At 56.8% G+C, this 12,735-nt stretch carries 12 protein-coding genes; 8 read left to right on the top strand and 4 right to left on the bottom strand.

All coding sequences use genetic code 11. From position 1 onward, the window contains the following. Positions 1–2,061, top strand: coding sequence for an acetyl/propionyl/methylcrotonyl-CoA carboxylase subunit alpha (locus ABIE13_RS01175; RefSeq protein ID WP_354440415.1), 2,061 nt, complete (start codon positions 1–3; stop codon positions 2,059–2,061). A 40-nt stretch (positions 2,062–2,101) separates the two neighbouring features. On the opposite strand, the gene ABIE13_RS01180 is transcribed toward ABIE13_RS01175, so the two are convergent. Next, positions 2,102–2,449 carry an IPTL-CTERM sorting domain-containing protein gene (locus tag ABIE13_RS01180; RefSeq protein ID WP_354440416.1) on the bottom strand — a complete coding sequence of 116 codons (348 nt, stop codon included), beginning with the start codon at positions 2,447–2,449 and terminating at the stop codon, positions 2,102–2,104. Positions 2,450–2,522: 73 nt separating this feature from the next. Between ABIE13_RS01180 and ABIE13_RS01185 the strand changes: the two genes are divergently transcribed. Both ABIE13_RS01185 and pncA read left to right on the top strand, forming a co-directional pair. Then, positions 2,523–2,813: a DUF167 domain-containing protein gene (locus ABIE13_RS01185; RefSeq protein ID WP_354440418.1), complete on the top strand. Its 291-nt coding sequence runs from the start codon at positions 2,523–2,525 to the stop codon at positions 2,811–2,813. Between the two features lie 14 nt (positions 2,814–2,827). Further along, a complete protein-coding gene (gene pncA / locus ABIE13_RS01190) occupies positions 2,828–3,454 on the top strand; it encodes a bifunctional nicotinamidase/pyrazinamidase (protein ID WP_354440420.1) in 627 nt (208 codons plus the stop codon). 14 nt (positions 3,455–3,468) lie between these two features. Here pncA and ABIE13_RS01195 read toward each other — a convergent pair whose 3' ends face one another. From ABIE13_RS01195 to ABIE13_RS01205, 3 genes are all read right to left on the bottom strand, one after another. After that, positions 3,469–5,211: a dipeptidase gene (locus ABIE13_RS01195; RefSeq protein ID WP_354440422.1), complete on the bottom strand. Its 1,743-nt coding sequence runs from the start codon at positions 5,209–5,211 to the stop codon at positions 3,469–3,471. Between the two features lie 189 nt (positions 5,212–5,400). Beyond that, a complete protein-coding gene (gene mdtI, locus ABIE13_RS01200) occupies positions 5,401–5,730 on the bottom strand; it encodes a multidrug/spermidine efflux SMR transporter subunit MdtI (RefSeq protein ID WP_354440424.1) in 330 nt (109 codons plus the stop codon). Positions 5,731–5,732: 2 nt separating this feature from the next. Beyond that, the gene (locus ABIE13_RS01205) at positions 5,733–6,107 is read right to left on the bottom strand and encodes a DMT family transporter (RefSeq protein ID WP_354440426.1); all 375 of its coding nucleotides are present in this window, start codon (positions 6,105–6,107) and stop codon (positions 5,733–5,735) included. Positions 6,108–6,194: 87 nt separating this feature from the next. Between ABIE13_RS01205 and ABIE13_RS01210 the strand changes: the two genes are divergently transcribed. From ABIE13_RS01210 to ABIE13_RS01230, 5 genes are all read left to right on the top strand, one after another. After that, the gene (locus ABIE13_RS01210; RefSeq protein ID WP_354440428.1) at positions 6,195–7,067 is read left to right on the top strand and encodes a LysR family transcriptional regulator; all 873 of its coding nucleotides are present in this window, start codon (positions 6,195–6,197) and stop codon (positions 7,065–7,067) included. Between the two features lie 132 nt (positions 7,068–7,199). Then, entirely contained in the window at positions 7,200–7,676 is a 477-nt protein-coding gene (locus tag ABIE13_RS01215; RefSeq protein ID WP_354440430.1) for a VOC family protein, read from the top strand. Between the two features lie 123 nt (positions 7,677–7,799). Beyond that, positions 7,800–9,629: an FAD-dependent oxidoreductase gene (locus ABIE13_RS01220; protein WP_354440431.1), complete on the top strand. Its 1,830-nt coding sequence runs from the start codon at positions 7,800–7,802 to the stop codon at positions 9,627–9,629. Beyond that, positions 9,626–11,455 carry a 2-oxoacid:acceptor oxidoreductase subunit alpha gene (locus ABIE13_RS01225; protein WP_354440432.1) on the top strand — a complete coding sequence of 610 codons (1,830 nt, stop codon included), beginning with the start codon at positions 9,626–9,628 and terminating at the stop codon, positions 11,453–11,455. The genes ABIE13_RS01220 and ABIE13_RS01225 overlap by 4 nt, the downstream gene beginning before the upstream one ends. A gap of 129 nt (positions 11,456–11,584) precedes the next feature. Further along, complete coding sequence (locus tag ABIE13_RS01230) at positions 11,585–12,640, top strand: 2-oxoacid:ferredoxin oxidoreductase subunit beta (protein WP_354440433.1); 1,056 nt, start codon at positions 11,585–11,587, stop codon at positions 12,638–12,640. Positions 12,641–12,735 lie beyond the last annotated feature (95 nt).

Consider the following 12,735-nt stretch of genomic DNA (forward strand, 5'->3'; position numbering starts at 1 on the left):
ATGTTCAACAAAATTCTCATCGCCAACCGTGGCGAAATCGCGTGCAGAGTGATCGCCACCGCCAAGAGAATGGGAATCGCCACCGTGGCGGTGTACTCCGATGCGGATGCACAAGCGCGCTTCGTCCAAATGGCGGACGAAGCCGTTCGTTTAGGACCACCGCCGTCGCGTGAGTCATATCTGTTGGGTGACAAGATCATCGAGGCCGCGAAGCAAACCGGCGCGCAAGCCATTCATCCTGGTTACGGATTTCTGAGCGAGAACGAAGCCTTTGCACGCAAAGTGGAAGAGCAGGGCTTGGTCTTCATTGGGCCCAAGCACGCTGCCATTGCTGCCATGGGCGACAAGATCGCTTCGAAGAAGCTGGCCAATGCGGCCAAGGTCAACACCATTCCCGGCTATAACGATCCGATTGAATCAGCGGAAAGCGCGGTCGAGATTGCCAAAGGCATTGGCTACCCCGTCATGATCAAGGCCAGCGCCGGCGGCGGTGGCAAAGGCCTGCGCGTGGCCTTCAATGACAAGGAAGCTTACGAAGGCTTCGACTCCTGCCGCAACGAAGCTCGTAACTCTTTTGGCGATGACCGAGTCTTCATTGAAAAATTCGTCGAGCAACCACGCCACATCGAAATTCAGGTGCTGGGTGATGGCTTCGGCAATGTGTTGTACCTGAATGAACGCGAGTGCTCTATTCAGCGGCGTCATCAGAAAGTGATCGAAGAAGCGCCATCACCCTTCATCACGGATGCCACGCGCAAGGCCATGGGTGAACAGGCTGTTGCGCTGGCCAAGGCGGTGAATTATCAGAGCGCGGGTACCGTCGAGTTTGTTGTTGGCAAGAACCAGGACTTCTACTTCCTGGAGATGAACACGCGCCTGCAGGTGGAGCACCCGGTAACTGAACTGATCACCGGTCTGGACTTGGTGGAGCAAATGATACGGGTGGCTGCTGGCGAGAAGCTGAGCTTCACTCAAGCGGATGTGAAAAAAATCGGCTGGGCCATGGAGTGCCGTATTAATGCGGAGGATCCGTTCCGCAATTTTCTGCCTTCCACTGGGCGTCTGGTGCGATTTGATCCGCCCACGCAGCAACTTTTCCAAGGCCAGGCCACGACGGATGAGGGCGTGCGTGTGGATACCGGAGTGGTCGATGGCGGTGAAATCCCCATGCACTACGACTCCATGATCGCCAAGCTCATTGTGCACGGCAAGGACCGCATGGACGCCATTGCCCGCATGCGTGAAGCTCTCAATGGCTTCGTCATCAAGGGTGTGCAGAGCAACATTCCATTCCAGGCTGCGCTGCTGGCGCACCCCAAATTCGTCTCTGGAGATTTCAACACCGGCTTCATCGCTGAGCACTACTCACAAGGCTTCAAAGCGGAGGATGTCCCGCACCAGGACCCTCATTTCCTGGTGGCTCTGGTTGCCAGCCTGCATATGCGCTATCGAGATCGGGCGCAGGGGCTGGGCGGCCAGTTTTGGGAAGGCTTCAAACGCGTACACAAGCGTGACTTCACGGTTTGCGTGTTGGGCAAGGAAGGCGGCAATCAATACGTGAATGCCAGCGTGGGAGAAGACGTTCCCGGGCAACCCATGGTCGTGACAGTGCAAACGCCTGACGGAGAGAAGGTTTACAAACTCGCCGTTGAACAGGGCATGGGTGATGCTCGCATTCACGGTGTAGCCAATGGTGAAGCGTTCACGGCGCAGATGGAGCGCGGCAAAAACCGCAATCCGCTGGTCACACGCGTGGTACACAACGGCACCCAGTTGGATGCGATCGTGATGCATCCGGATACTGCCAAACTGCACCAGCTCATGCCCTACAAGGCACCGCCCGACATGAGCAAGTTTGTGCTTTCTCCTATGCCGGGCCTGCTGGTCCAGGTGGCCGTGCAAAACGGTCAAGAGGTCAAAGCAGGCGAGCGCGTGGCCGTGATTGAAGCCATGAAGATGGAGAACGTGTTGTTTGCCAGCGCGGATGGTGTCGTCAAGGAGATCAAAGCACAGCAAGGCGACAGCCTTTCCGTGGATCAGGTCATTGTGGAGTTTGAATAATCTGAAAGCCTGAAGGGGGCTATCTATGGGGTGCGTAGATCTAGCGGCGCCCTTCGATCCGCTGCCGCCGGATCAACACCGCCCCCAGGCCTACCAGAGCCGCTGCGACCCCTAACCCCGCAGGCGACAATGCGGGCACTGCATTGACACTCGAAGGTGATGCCAAAACCAACTGCAGGGTAGATTCCCTCTGAATGTTGTAATCAGCCAGGGTCCGGCCGTCCTGTAATGGTTGGTCGGCGAAGAACAACTGCTGTTTGTCCGGCGCAATACCTTCCTTGTCCTGTATTTTTTGCTTGACTTGCTGGACGGAGTCGCTGCCTTCAACCTCAATTGCGATGGTTTTGAGTTGATCCGCGCCGACAATAATTCTGATGAAAATTTGCATGGTTCAGACCGCGATAAGCGACGCTACATAAAACTCGAGAGAAGCGAGCCGACACTTTAGCTTACTTTTCTGCATGGCCCACGAACTGAAAATTTCAATCCACGCCGTACCTGGTGCCAAGCGTACGCAGGCCGCGGGGGCCCATGCTCAGGCGCTGCGCGTGCGCCTAGCCGCCCCGCCAGTAGACGGCAAAGCCAATGCGGCTCTCATCGATTGGGCTTCGGAAGCATTCGGAGTTTCAAAAAGCCGCGTTCAGTTGCTCCGCGGCGAAACAAGCAGGCAAAAGCTGCTGGGTATAGTGTTTGAGACCGAGGCAGAATTGGCCGCATCACAGAGCCTTCTATCTGGCTGGATGAAAGCGTAGAACGCGCCTCAACTATGAATCCTTCTACTGCACTGCTCATTGTTGACGTCCAATACGGCTTCATGCCGGGCGGAGGCTTGCCCGTCATAGACGGTGATGCCGTGGTGCCTGTCATCAATCGGGTTGCACCACTTTTCACTAACGCGGTATTTACCCAGGACTGGCATCCAGCCGATCATGTTTCATTTGCTGCAAACCATCCGGGGCGTCAGCCCTTTGAGACGATAGACTTGCCCTACGGAGAGCAGGTGCTATGGCCTACGCACTGCGTACAGGGCACGCGCGATGCAGCCTTGCACGATGAGCTTCACGTACCGCAGGCGCAGCTGATCATTCGTAAGGGGTTCCACAGAAGTGTGGACAGCTATTCGGCGTTCATGGAAGCTGATCGCAAAACATCTACTGGTCTGGCGGCCTACTTGAAGGCGCGAAATATCACTTCGGTGTATCTGTGCGGCTTGGCCACTGATTACTGCGTAGCCTGGAGTGCACTCGATGCCCGCGCTGCGGGATTTGAAGCCACCTTAATTGAAGACGCGTGCCGGGCCATAGATCTCAACGGTTCGCTTCAAAAGGCGTGGGTCACCATGGCTGACGCGGGGGTAGGGCGCATCAGCTCAAGTGAGCTTATGCAACCCTGAACCTAGTCAGACGTCTATTGCATTTGCTTCAGATTCCCAATACGCACCAGCATCTCGGTAAACATCTGCATATCGGCCTGCAAATCTGGCAACTCCTTGTACTCCAGCGCGTTGTGCGCGGTGTATTTCTTGCCCGGCATGGCAGGACCAAAGTTGATCGCATTAGGCATGAGCTTGGCGGTAGTACTGCCCGCAGTGGGCACGGGCTTAGCGTCAAGACCGGTGGTGTCCCCAAATATGTTCAGCAGGGTGGCGAGCCAGGCGCCCTTCGGGTCACGTGCCATCCAGTTGCCTTGGGTGTATTCAATCTTCACCGGAACCTGGGTGGCCGCGCTCCAGCTGGCAATACCCTTTTCTACTTCAGCCTTCAACTGCTCTGGCGATTTTCCGCGTGGCATGCGGGCGTTGGCCGTGACTTCCAGCTGGCCATTCCCTGCCTTGATGAAGTTGGGTGAAATGGTCAGTGGCCCCATGAAATCATCGGCATAAGCTACGTTCAAAGCTTTGCCAAAATAATCCACCCCATAGACGCCGTTGATGTAGCGCAGCGCCCGGCTGTATTGATTGGCCTGCACCATGGGTTGGCTGCCATCCAGTTGCAGGGTCTGTTGCAGAAACAGACTCAGGCGTGGCACAGGATTCACACCTTCCTCCGGGCGCGATCCGTGGGCGGAGCTGCCCGTCACCTTGATCTCAATCTTGCCTGCACTCGGTAGAACGTCAATCCCGAATTTGCCAGAACTCTGGTGCTGCGCCACAAAGCCATCTTTGGCTGCTTGAAGCTTTTGCATCACGGCCGTCAGCATGGCCGCGTCGCCAGCTTCGATGGAAGCAGTGGCGGTCTGTGCGATCGCGTTGGAAGATGCAGCTCCCGCCAAAGCGGTGATGATGGGCCGCTGCGCATCCGTGTGCATATCTGCAAAAAAGGCCTTGATTGCACCTGTGCCTTTCTCGGCCACAACGGCGGGGTACTTGCTGTCCAGCACGATGTTGTACTCAGGCAGCTGAGTCTTCTCACGGTAGTACTTCATCGCTTCGCCACCGGTTTCTTCCGTGGTCTCGATCATCAGCCTGATACTGCGCTGCACAGGCAGCCTGGCTTCTTTTACGGCCTTCATCGCATACAGCACGGTGGCAATCGAGCCCTTGTCATCGATGGTGCCGCGCCCATAGAGCTTGTCGCCCACACGGGTCACTTTGAAAGGATCAAGCTGCTGGCCTTCCAGTATCCATTCAGAGGGTACTACCGGCACCACATCGGCATGGGTGAGTATTCCGAACTCATCTGCGCCAGTACCCGGCAACGTGACTTCGAAAACGCGGTTGTCCACATTGCGGTACTTCAGGCCAAAGTCCTTGGCCATTTTTTCTACCATGGCGCCAAAGTCGATGATGGCTTTGTGTTCATGGGGCGGGATTTTGGCGTCGCGCACCGTGGGCAGGGCCACCATTTCCGTGATGCTGCGCACCACGTGAGTCTCCTGGGTCAGCCGTGTGTACAGACCAAGTAAGCGTGCCACATTGGTCAGGTCATCCCCCTGCAGCGCTTCGCCCGCCACATAGCGCCTGACAGCACCCGCTACGCTCGCGTCCTGCTCGGCGACGCTCTTCAAAAACTGTGGGAAGGTGGACTGCGCTTTGACTGCTTGGGCAGCAATCGCATCGAGTGCGGGCTTTTTAAGCGTATCAGCCTGGACGCCTGCCATGGCCAGTCCCATGCTGATGGCAATCGCGGTGTGGTGGAGTTTGGCTTTCATGGGCACGATCTCTTATTCTTGAAAAACGAAAAGAATAGTCGTTTTGCTGGAGCCCAAGCTACGGGAGACCTGTTTTTTTCGTATCAGACGGCCTTGAACTCCACTGCCAATCAGTTGGATCCCTAGCGCATTCTGATCTGCTCGGGTGCGTGGAAACCGGGTAGGGCGGGCGCTCCCTGTCAACGCAGCTTATGAAAGCTTGAGTGTGATCATTCCAAGCACGATCACAAGGATCCCAGACCAACCCATTCGGCTCAAGCGTTGCTTGAAGAGAACGCGCCCGGCTGAAGCGGTAAAGATGATGCCGGTACCCCCCCAGAGTGCATATGCAATGGAAAGATCGATTCCCTTTACGGCTTGCGACAGCGCTGTAAACGACGCCAAGATGGAGACGATGCCCATTACACCGATGGCGCGTTTGCGGAATCCATCTGAGTATTTGATGAAAAGGTTGGCAGCGACCTCCAGTGCGATGGCAATAGCCATGAATACGTAGTGACTTAATTCAGCGTTCTGCATGCTTATTCTCCGGGCTTCGCGGCGCCACGGTTCCTACCCTCAGCATCAGGGGGATCAGGGCTGAAATTGAGCATTAAAACGCCGGCTAACAGAGCTGATACGCCGAGTAATCGCTGCGGGGTCATGTGCTCACCAAAGAACTGGAACCCTATTGCGGTGACGCTGACAAGACCAAGCGTCTCCCAGGTCGCGTAGGCCAGGGCTAGCGGAAGGCGCCTGACAGCCACGGAGAAAAAGCAGAACGACAAGCCGATCAGTGTGTACATGAAAAGCAGGGCGAAGAGCGAGTCGGTATCAGAAGCGATCTTCATCACGGTGAGCCCAGCCACTTCGGAGGCGACAGCGGCTGAGAGAAATATCCAGGGGCGGCGTTGCATTGTTTTTCTTCGGTGTTTTTTGGATTGTCTAGCTGAACTATTGATTTATAAAGTCGATATTTATCTGATTTATTGATAGAGTTGTTTATGCAATGGAATCTTGATCAACTTCGCCAGTTCGTGATCACTGCGGAAGAGGGGTCTATCAGCGCGGCTGCCCGGCGCATCGGAAAGGCTCAATCCGCGGTAAGTACCGCCGTTGCGCTGCTGGAGGCAGACCTGGATTTGGAGTTGTTTGACCGTTCAAAGCACAGGGCGACCTTGTCAGACGCAGGACATCTCATGCTTTTAGAGGCTAGAGAACTTCTGCGGCAGGCTCACGCGCTGGACCAGCGTGCTCAATCCTTGTCCAAAGGAAGCGAAGCCAAGCTGAGTTTGGCCCTGGATGAGGCCCTGCCGTTCAGCGCCATCAAATCATTGATTCGCGATATTGCGGCGAATTTTCCAGACCTTGAGCTGACCCTGCTCAATGGAACCGCCACTGAAGTTACCGATTACGTTCGTCAGGAACACGCGGACGTGGCTTTCCACCTGGACCGTGGACCGCTGGAAGACAGTTTTGATCAACGACATGTGGGGGTGTTGGCCCAAGGAGTTTTTGTTCCGCTCGGACATCCACTCTTGGAAAAAGCCGTGGTTCGGCGCACTGACTTGGCGCGCTATCGCCAGTTGGTCATGCATGCCGAAGACATACAAGAGATTGTGGTGTCCACCAAGCTTTGGCGCTCTGACAGTTTCTACACCATTGCTGAGATGGTTGCAGACGATCTCGGCTGGGCCATCCTGCCCGTCAATATCGCCGCAGATGGTCATTCCAAGCCATTGAAGCAAGTTGTCTGTTCGTCATTGGCATTGCCTCTGCTGTCGGTGCGAATGCTTTGGTCGCAAGGGCGCTCCTTGGGCAGGTCAGCAGAGTGGGTGGAAAACCGCTTGCGGCAATTGCTTCGTGAGTTGACTTAGCGCGGATTGTGGAGATTGGAAGATGCCAAGCTGGAGCTTGGCGCTCCCAGGAAACAGCCGAGTCCGGGTTGGGGCGCATCAGCGTTAAAGTACTAAGTGACGAACACTCAATCATCAAATTCAGGAGCTTTAATGACCCGTCCTTTCAAGGTTCTCGGCATACAGCAAGTCGCCATTGGCGGCCCAGACAAACTCAAGCTTCAGCGCCTATGGGTCGACATGCTGGGTCTGGAAAAAACCGGCACATTCAAGAGCGAACGTGAGAATGTGGACGAAGATATTTGCGCCATCGGTTCGGGCCCATTCAAGGTTGAGGTGGATCTTATGCAGCCACTGGATCCAGAAAAGAAACCCGCCGTCCACACCACGCCGCTCAATCACATTGGTTTGTGGATTGATGATCTGCCGAAGGCCGTTGAATGGTTGACTGGACAGGGCGTTCGGTTCGCACCAGGCGGTATCAGAAAAGGGGCTGCAGGCTACGACATCACCTTCCTGCACCCCAAGTCCAACGATGAATTTCCGATTGCCGGAGAGGGCGTTCTGATTGAACTTGTGCAAGCGCCGGCAGAGGTCGTGGACGCGTTTGCAGTCATTGCCAAGCACTGAGGGATTTCCCGCAATCGTCTCCTGTCCCGCGTCGAATCTGAACTGTTAGGCGTAGACTACGTCTTGCTCCGCCAATATAGACCGCGCTAACGCGGCGATTCCCACGGGGCTAGGAGACAAGACTTGCAGCCAACCAATACTGCGGATCCGGCTTATTTCCATAAGGTCGTTGATTGTCAATGGGCCTGCCCAGCGCATACCCCCGTTCCTGAATACATACGCCTGATTGCCCAGGGCCGCTACGGCGATGCCTATATGGTCAATTGGGTGTCCAATGTGTTTCCAGGCATTCTTGGGCGCACGTGCGACCGCCCCTGCGAGCCCGCATGCCGGCGTGGCCGGGTGGAAGAGCACAACGCAGAGAAACCCGAGCCCGTTGCCATTTGCCGCTTGAAGCGAGTCGCAGCCGACCTCAAGGAGGATGTGGTGCCCCGCATGCCACGGCCCCTTGCCTCAAACGGCAGGCGAATAGCCTGTGTGGGCGCTGGCCCCGCATCGCTTACCGTCGCCCGGGATCTGGCGCCGTTGGGCTACCACGTTACAGTGTTTGACAGCCGCAACAAGGCCGGCGGTTTCATGCACCAGCAGATTCCCCGATTTCGCCTACCTGAGAGCGTGATCGATGAGGAAACCGGCTACATCTTCGCGCTTGGAGTTGAGTTCAAGGCGGGCCATCGAATCGAATCCATGAGGGCGTTGATGGCCGAGGGCTATGACGCCGTCGTGGTGGGCAGTGGCGCGCCGCGTGGACGTGATCTTGAACTCCCCGGCCGCGAAGAAGCCGCGGAGAACATTCACATTGGCATTGATTGGTTGGCGTCAGTGTCGTTCGGACACGTGAGCAAAGTCGGCAAGCGCGTGATCGTGCTGGGCGGCGGCAATACCGCCATGGATTGCTGCCGCTCGGCGCGGCGCCTGGGCGGAGAAGATGTGAAAGTCATCGTGCGCTCTGGGTTCGACGAGATGAAGGCCTCTCCCTGGGAGAAGGAAGACGCGCAGCACGAAGGCATTCCCATCATCAATATGCATGTACCTAAAGCCTTCGTGCACGAAGGCGGCAAGTTGACCGGCATGACCTTCGAGATCGTGCGCGCTGAGCATGTTGAGAAGGGCAGGCGCCAGTTGGTGCCTACAGGCGAGCCGGAAGTGTTCTTTGCCTGCGATGAAGTGTTGATCGCCGTGGGTCAGGAAAATGCGTTTCCATGGATCGAGGAAGATTGCGGCATCGAGTTTGATAAATGGGGTCTACCTGTGCTTGGCGAGGGTACCTTTCAGTCTTCGCAGCCCAAGGTATTCTTCGTTGGCGATGCCGCTTTTGGCCCCAAGAACATCATCACGGCTGTGGCGCAAGGGCATGAAACGGCGGTCTCGATCGATCTCATGCTGAACGGCGAGGATGTGAGCGCGCGCCCTGGTCCGCGCACCAACCTCATGTCGCAGAAGATGGGTATTCATGAGTGGAGCTACGACCAGGACCCATCGAATGACCTGCGCTACAAAGTGCCATGGGCCAATGCGGAGAAGGCACTTTCCAGCATCAAGATCGAAGTGGAACTGGGCTTTGACGCGCGCACGGCGCTGAAGGAGGCCAGTCGATGCCTGAACTGCGATGTGCAGACGGTGTTCGAGCCCAAGCTATGCATTGAATGCGATGCCTGCGTAGACATCTGTCCCATGGATTGCATTACCTTTACTGGCAATGCCGACGAGCCCCAGCTTCGCCAGGAGCTGAACGCTCCGGCAGACAACCTGGATCAGGCGCTGTTTGTCTCTCCTGAGCTGAAAACCCAGAGGGTGCTGGTCAAGGATGAGGATGTGTGCCTGCACTGCGGGCTCTGCGCAGAGCGATGCCCAACCGGCGCGTGGGACATGCAGAAATTCTTGCTGATTACGGCGAAGGCTGGAAGCCAGGCCAATCCCATCGCCGCTACGGCAGAAAGGATGCTGGCATGAAGCAGGTTGAAGCTACCAACGACTTCGTCATCAAATTTGCCAACGTCAACGGGTCTGGTTCAGCCAGTGCCAACGAGCTGTTTGCCAAGGTCATTTTGCGCATGGGTGTCCCCGTGAGCCCAAGAAACATTTTCCCGAGCAATATCCAGGGCTTGCCCACTTGGTATGAGGTGCGGGTGAGTGAGAAAGGCTACCTGGGCCGACGCGGTGGAATCGATCTGATGGTGGCAATGAACCCGCAGACCTGGGCGGCTGATCTGGAAGAAATCGAGCCGGGTGGCTACCTCTTTTATGACAGCACGCGCCCCAGGCCGGCTTCGGAGTTCAGGGATGACATCACAGTCATTGGCATGCCACTCACTGAGATCTGCAATGCGGTCTACAGCGATCCGCGCCAGCGCCAGCTCTTCAAGAACATCATGTACGTGGGGGCGCTTTCCGTGTTGCTGGAGATGGATGCGCAGGTTATTGAAAACTTGCTGGCGGAGCAATACAAGGGCAAGGAAAAACTTCTCGCATCCAACGTGCAAGCACTCAACCTTGGGCGCGATTTTGCCAAAGAACACCTGACTCACCCGCTGCCTATCAAGATAGCGAAGGCGAACCGCGTGGGAGAGAGGATCTTCGTGGACGGCAACACCGCAGCTGGTCTGGGAGCGGTCTACGGGGGAGCCACGGTGTGTGCCTGGTACCCCATTACACCGTCCACCTCCGTGGCCGAGGCTTTCATGTCGTATTGCGCCAAGTTCCGAGTAGACGCGCAAGGCCAGCACAACTATGCCATTGTGCAGGGTGAAGATGAGTTGGCCTCCATAGGCATGGTGGTGGGCGCCGGCTGGAATGGATCCCGCGCATTCACTGCCACCTCTGGCCCCGGCATATCGCTGATGACCGAATTCATTGGCTTGGCCTATTTCGCGGAGATACCCGTCACCATCGTCAATGTGCAGCGCGGCGGCCCCTCCACAGGCATGCCCACGCGCACGCAACAGGCTGACATCACTGCATGTGCCTATGCGTCGCATGGCGACACCAAGCATGTGCTGCTGCTGCCGGAAGACCCGCGTGAATGTTTTGAGCACACGGCCATGGCACTTGATCTGGCTGATCGTCTTCAAACGCCGGTGTTTGTGATGACCGATCTGGATATCGGCATGAACCAGCGCTTGTGTGAGCCGCTTACCTGGGACGACGCCCGCGGCTATGACCGCGGCAAGGTGATGACGGCCGAAGATCTGGAGCAAAAGGATTTCGGCCGGTACAAGGATGTGGACGGTGATGGCATTCCCTGGAGAACGCTGCCCGGAACGCATCCCACAAGAGGAAGCTATTTCACACGTGGCACCACTCGGGACGCCTATGCAAGGTATTCAGAACGCGGACCAGATTACATCTACAACGTGCAGCGCCTGCTGCACAAGTTTGCCACTGCAGCCACGCTTGTTCCTCAGCCCGTTCCGCGCCCCGCGGCCAAGCGTACGCGCTTCGGGGTGATTTTCTTCGGCTCCACCAGCCCGGCCATGCACGAAGCGCTGGACGACCTGGCTGTCCAGGGCATCCATGTGGATGCCCTGCGCCTGCGCGCATTCCCGTTCCCTGCTTCGGTGAAAGAGTTCATAGACGCGCACGAACTGGTGTTCGTGGTGGAGCAAAACCGCGACGCGCAGATGCGCTCCCTGCTCGTCAACGAATTGGAGGTGAACCCGGCGAAGCTGCAGAAGATGCTGCACTACGACGGCACTCCGATCACGGCGCGCTTCATTACCACTCGGATCACCGACCATGTACATGAAGCCGTGGTGGCTCCCCAGGAGGTGAAATCTTGAAGCGGCCAACAGAAGCTCATCTTCATCAAGACTGCAGGAAGGCGAATTCACGCCGCTCAGGCGGTTCTCACTATAGTCCGGGGCGCGTAGCCCTGGGCGCGCGATCAATTCTCGTATGAAGGTTCAGCCGTGACCTACATTGCCAAACCCCGCTTGCATCACCCATCGCTCACTCGCAACAAGGTGGGCTACACCCGCCGCGACTATGAGGGCAAGGTCTCTACCTTGTGCGCCGGCTGCGGGCACGACTCCATTTCTGCAGCGATCATTCAAGCCTGCTGGGAGCTGGACATAGAGCCGCACCGCGTAGCCAAGCTATCGGGCATAGGTTGCTCTTCTAAAACGCCAGACTATTTCCTGGGCGCGAGCCACGGATTTAACACCGTACATGGGCGCATGCCCAGCGTGCTCACAGGAGCCAACCTGGCCAACCGCGATCTGCTGTATCTGGGGGTCTCCGGCGATGGTGATTCCGCCTCTATCGGCCTGGGCCAGTTTGCACATGCCATGCGGCGCAACGTGAACATGGTCTACATCGTCGAGAACAACGGTGTCTATGGTTTGACCAAAGGCCAGTTCTCGGCAACGGCAGACAAGGGAAGCAAGAGCAAGAAAGGCGTGGTCAATAACGATAGCCCGGTAGATCTTGTCGGTTTAGCTATGCAGCTTGGCGCCAGCTTCGTCGCCCGTAGCTTTTCTGGAGACAAGGCGCAGATGGTGCCGCTCATCAAAGCTGCCATCGGCCATGGAGGCGCCGCGTTCATCGACATCATCAGTCCTTGCGTGACCTTTAACAATCACGCAGGTTCCACGCGTAGCTACGATTGGGTGCGCGAGCACAACGAGGCTGTGAGCCGCATCGATTTCATTACCGGGCGCGAGGAGATCACCGCCACCATTGCACCAGGTGAGGTCAGGGATGTGGAGCAACATGACGGCACCGTGCTGCGATTGCGCAAGTTGCACGCTGACTACGATCCCACTGATCGGGTGAGCGCCATGGGCTACATGAACGCCAGAGCCGCAGAAGGCGAACTACTGACCGGCCTGCTTTTTGTTGAAGGCCAGACCGACGATCTGCATGCTTCCTTGAATACCTCCGCCAAACCACTCAATGGATTAGGCACAACGGATCTCTGTCCAGGCGCAGCGGCGCTGGAGAAGATCAACGCTGGGTTCCGCTAGAGCGAACCAAATTTGACCTTGGTGCGCACCTCAAAGCGCTTGCCTACGCTTCTTGGAAGCATCTGGTATTTCCTGGGAGCGCCAAGCTCCAGCTT

It is taken from the genome of Ottowia thiooxydans, from assembly GCF_040548795.1.
Taxonomy (GTDB): domain Bacteria; phylum Pseudomonadota; class Gammaproteobacteria; order Burkholderiales; family Burkholderiaceae_C; genus Ottowia; species Ottowia thiooxydans_A.

Bases quoted from the DNA above. Each gene is read 5' to 3' on its own strand.
- ABIE13_RS01175 (WP_354440415.1), top strand. From the start codon at position 1: ATGTTCAACAAAATTCTCATCGCCAACCGTGGCGAAATCGCGTGCAGA.
- ABIE13_RS01180 (WP_354440416.1), bottom strand. From the start codon at position 2,449: ATGCAAATTTTCATCAGAATTATTGTCGGCGCGGATCAACTCAAAACC.
- ABIE13_RS01185 (WP_354440418.1), top strand. From the start codon at position 2,523: ATGGCCCACGAACTGAAAATTTCAATCCACGCCGTACCTGGTGCCAAG.
- pncA (WP_354440420.1), top strand. From the start codon at position 2,828: ATGAATCCTTCTACTGCACTGCTCATTGTTGACGTCCAATACGGCTTC.
- ABIE13_RS01195 (WP_354440422.1), bottom strand. From the start codon at position 5,211: ATGAAAGCCAAACTCCACCACACCGCGATTGCCATCAGCATGGGACTG.
- mdtI (WP_354440424.1), bottom strand. From the start codon at position 5,730: ATGCAGAACGCTGAATTAAGTCACTACGTATTCATGGCTATTGCCATC.
- ABIE13_RS01205 (WP_354440426.1), bottom strand. From the start codon at position 6,107: ATGCAACGCCGCCCCTGGATATTTCTCTCAGCCGCTGTCGCCTCCGAA.
- ABIE13_RS01210 (WP_354440428.1), top strand. From the start codon at position 6,195: ATGCAATGGAATCTTGATCAACTTCGCCAGTTCGTGATCACTGCGGAA.
- ABIE13_RS01215 (WP_354440430.1), top strand. From the start codon at position 7,200: ATGACCCGTCCTTTCAAGGTTCTCGGCATACAGCAAGTCGCCATTGGC.
- ABIE13_RS01225 (WP_354440432.1), top strand. From the start codon at position 9,626: ATGAAGCAGGTTGAAGCTACCAACGACTTCGTCATCAAATTTGCCAAC.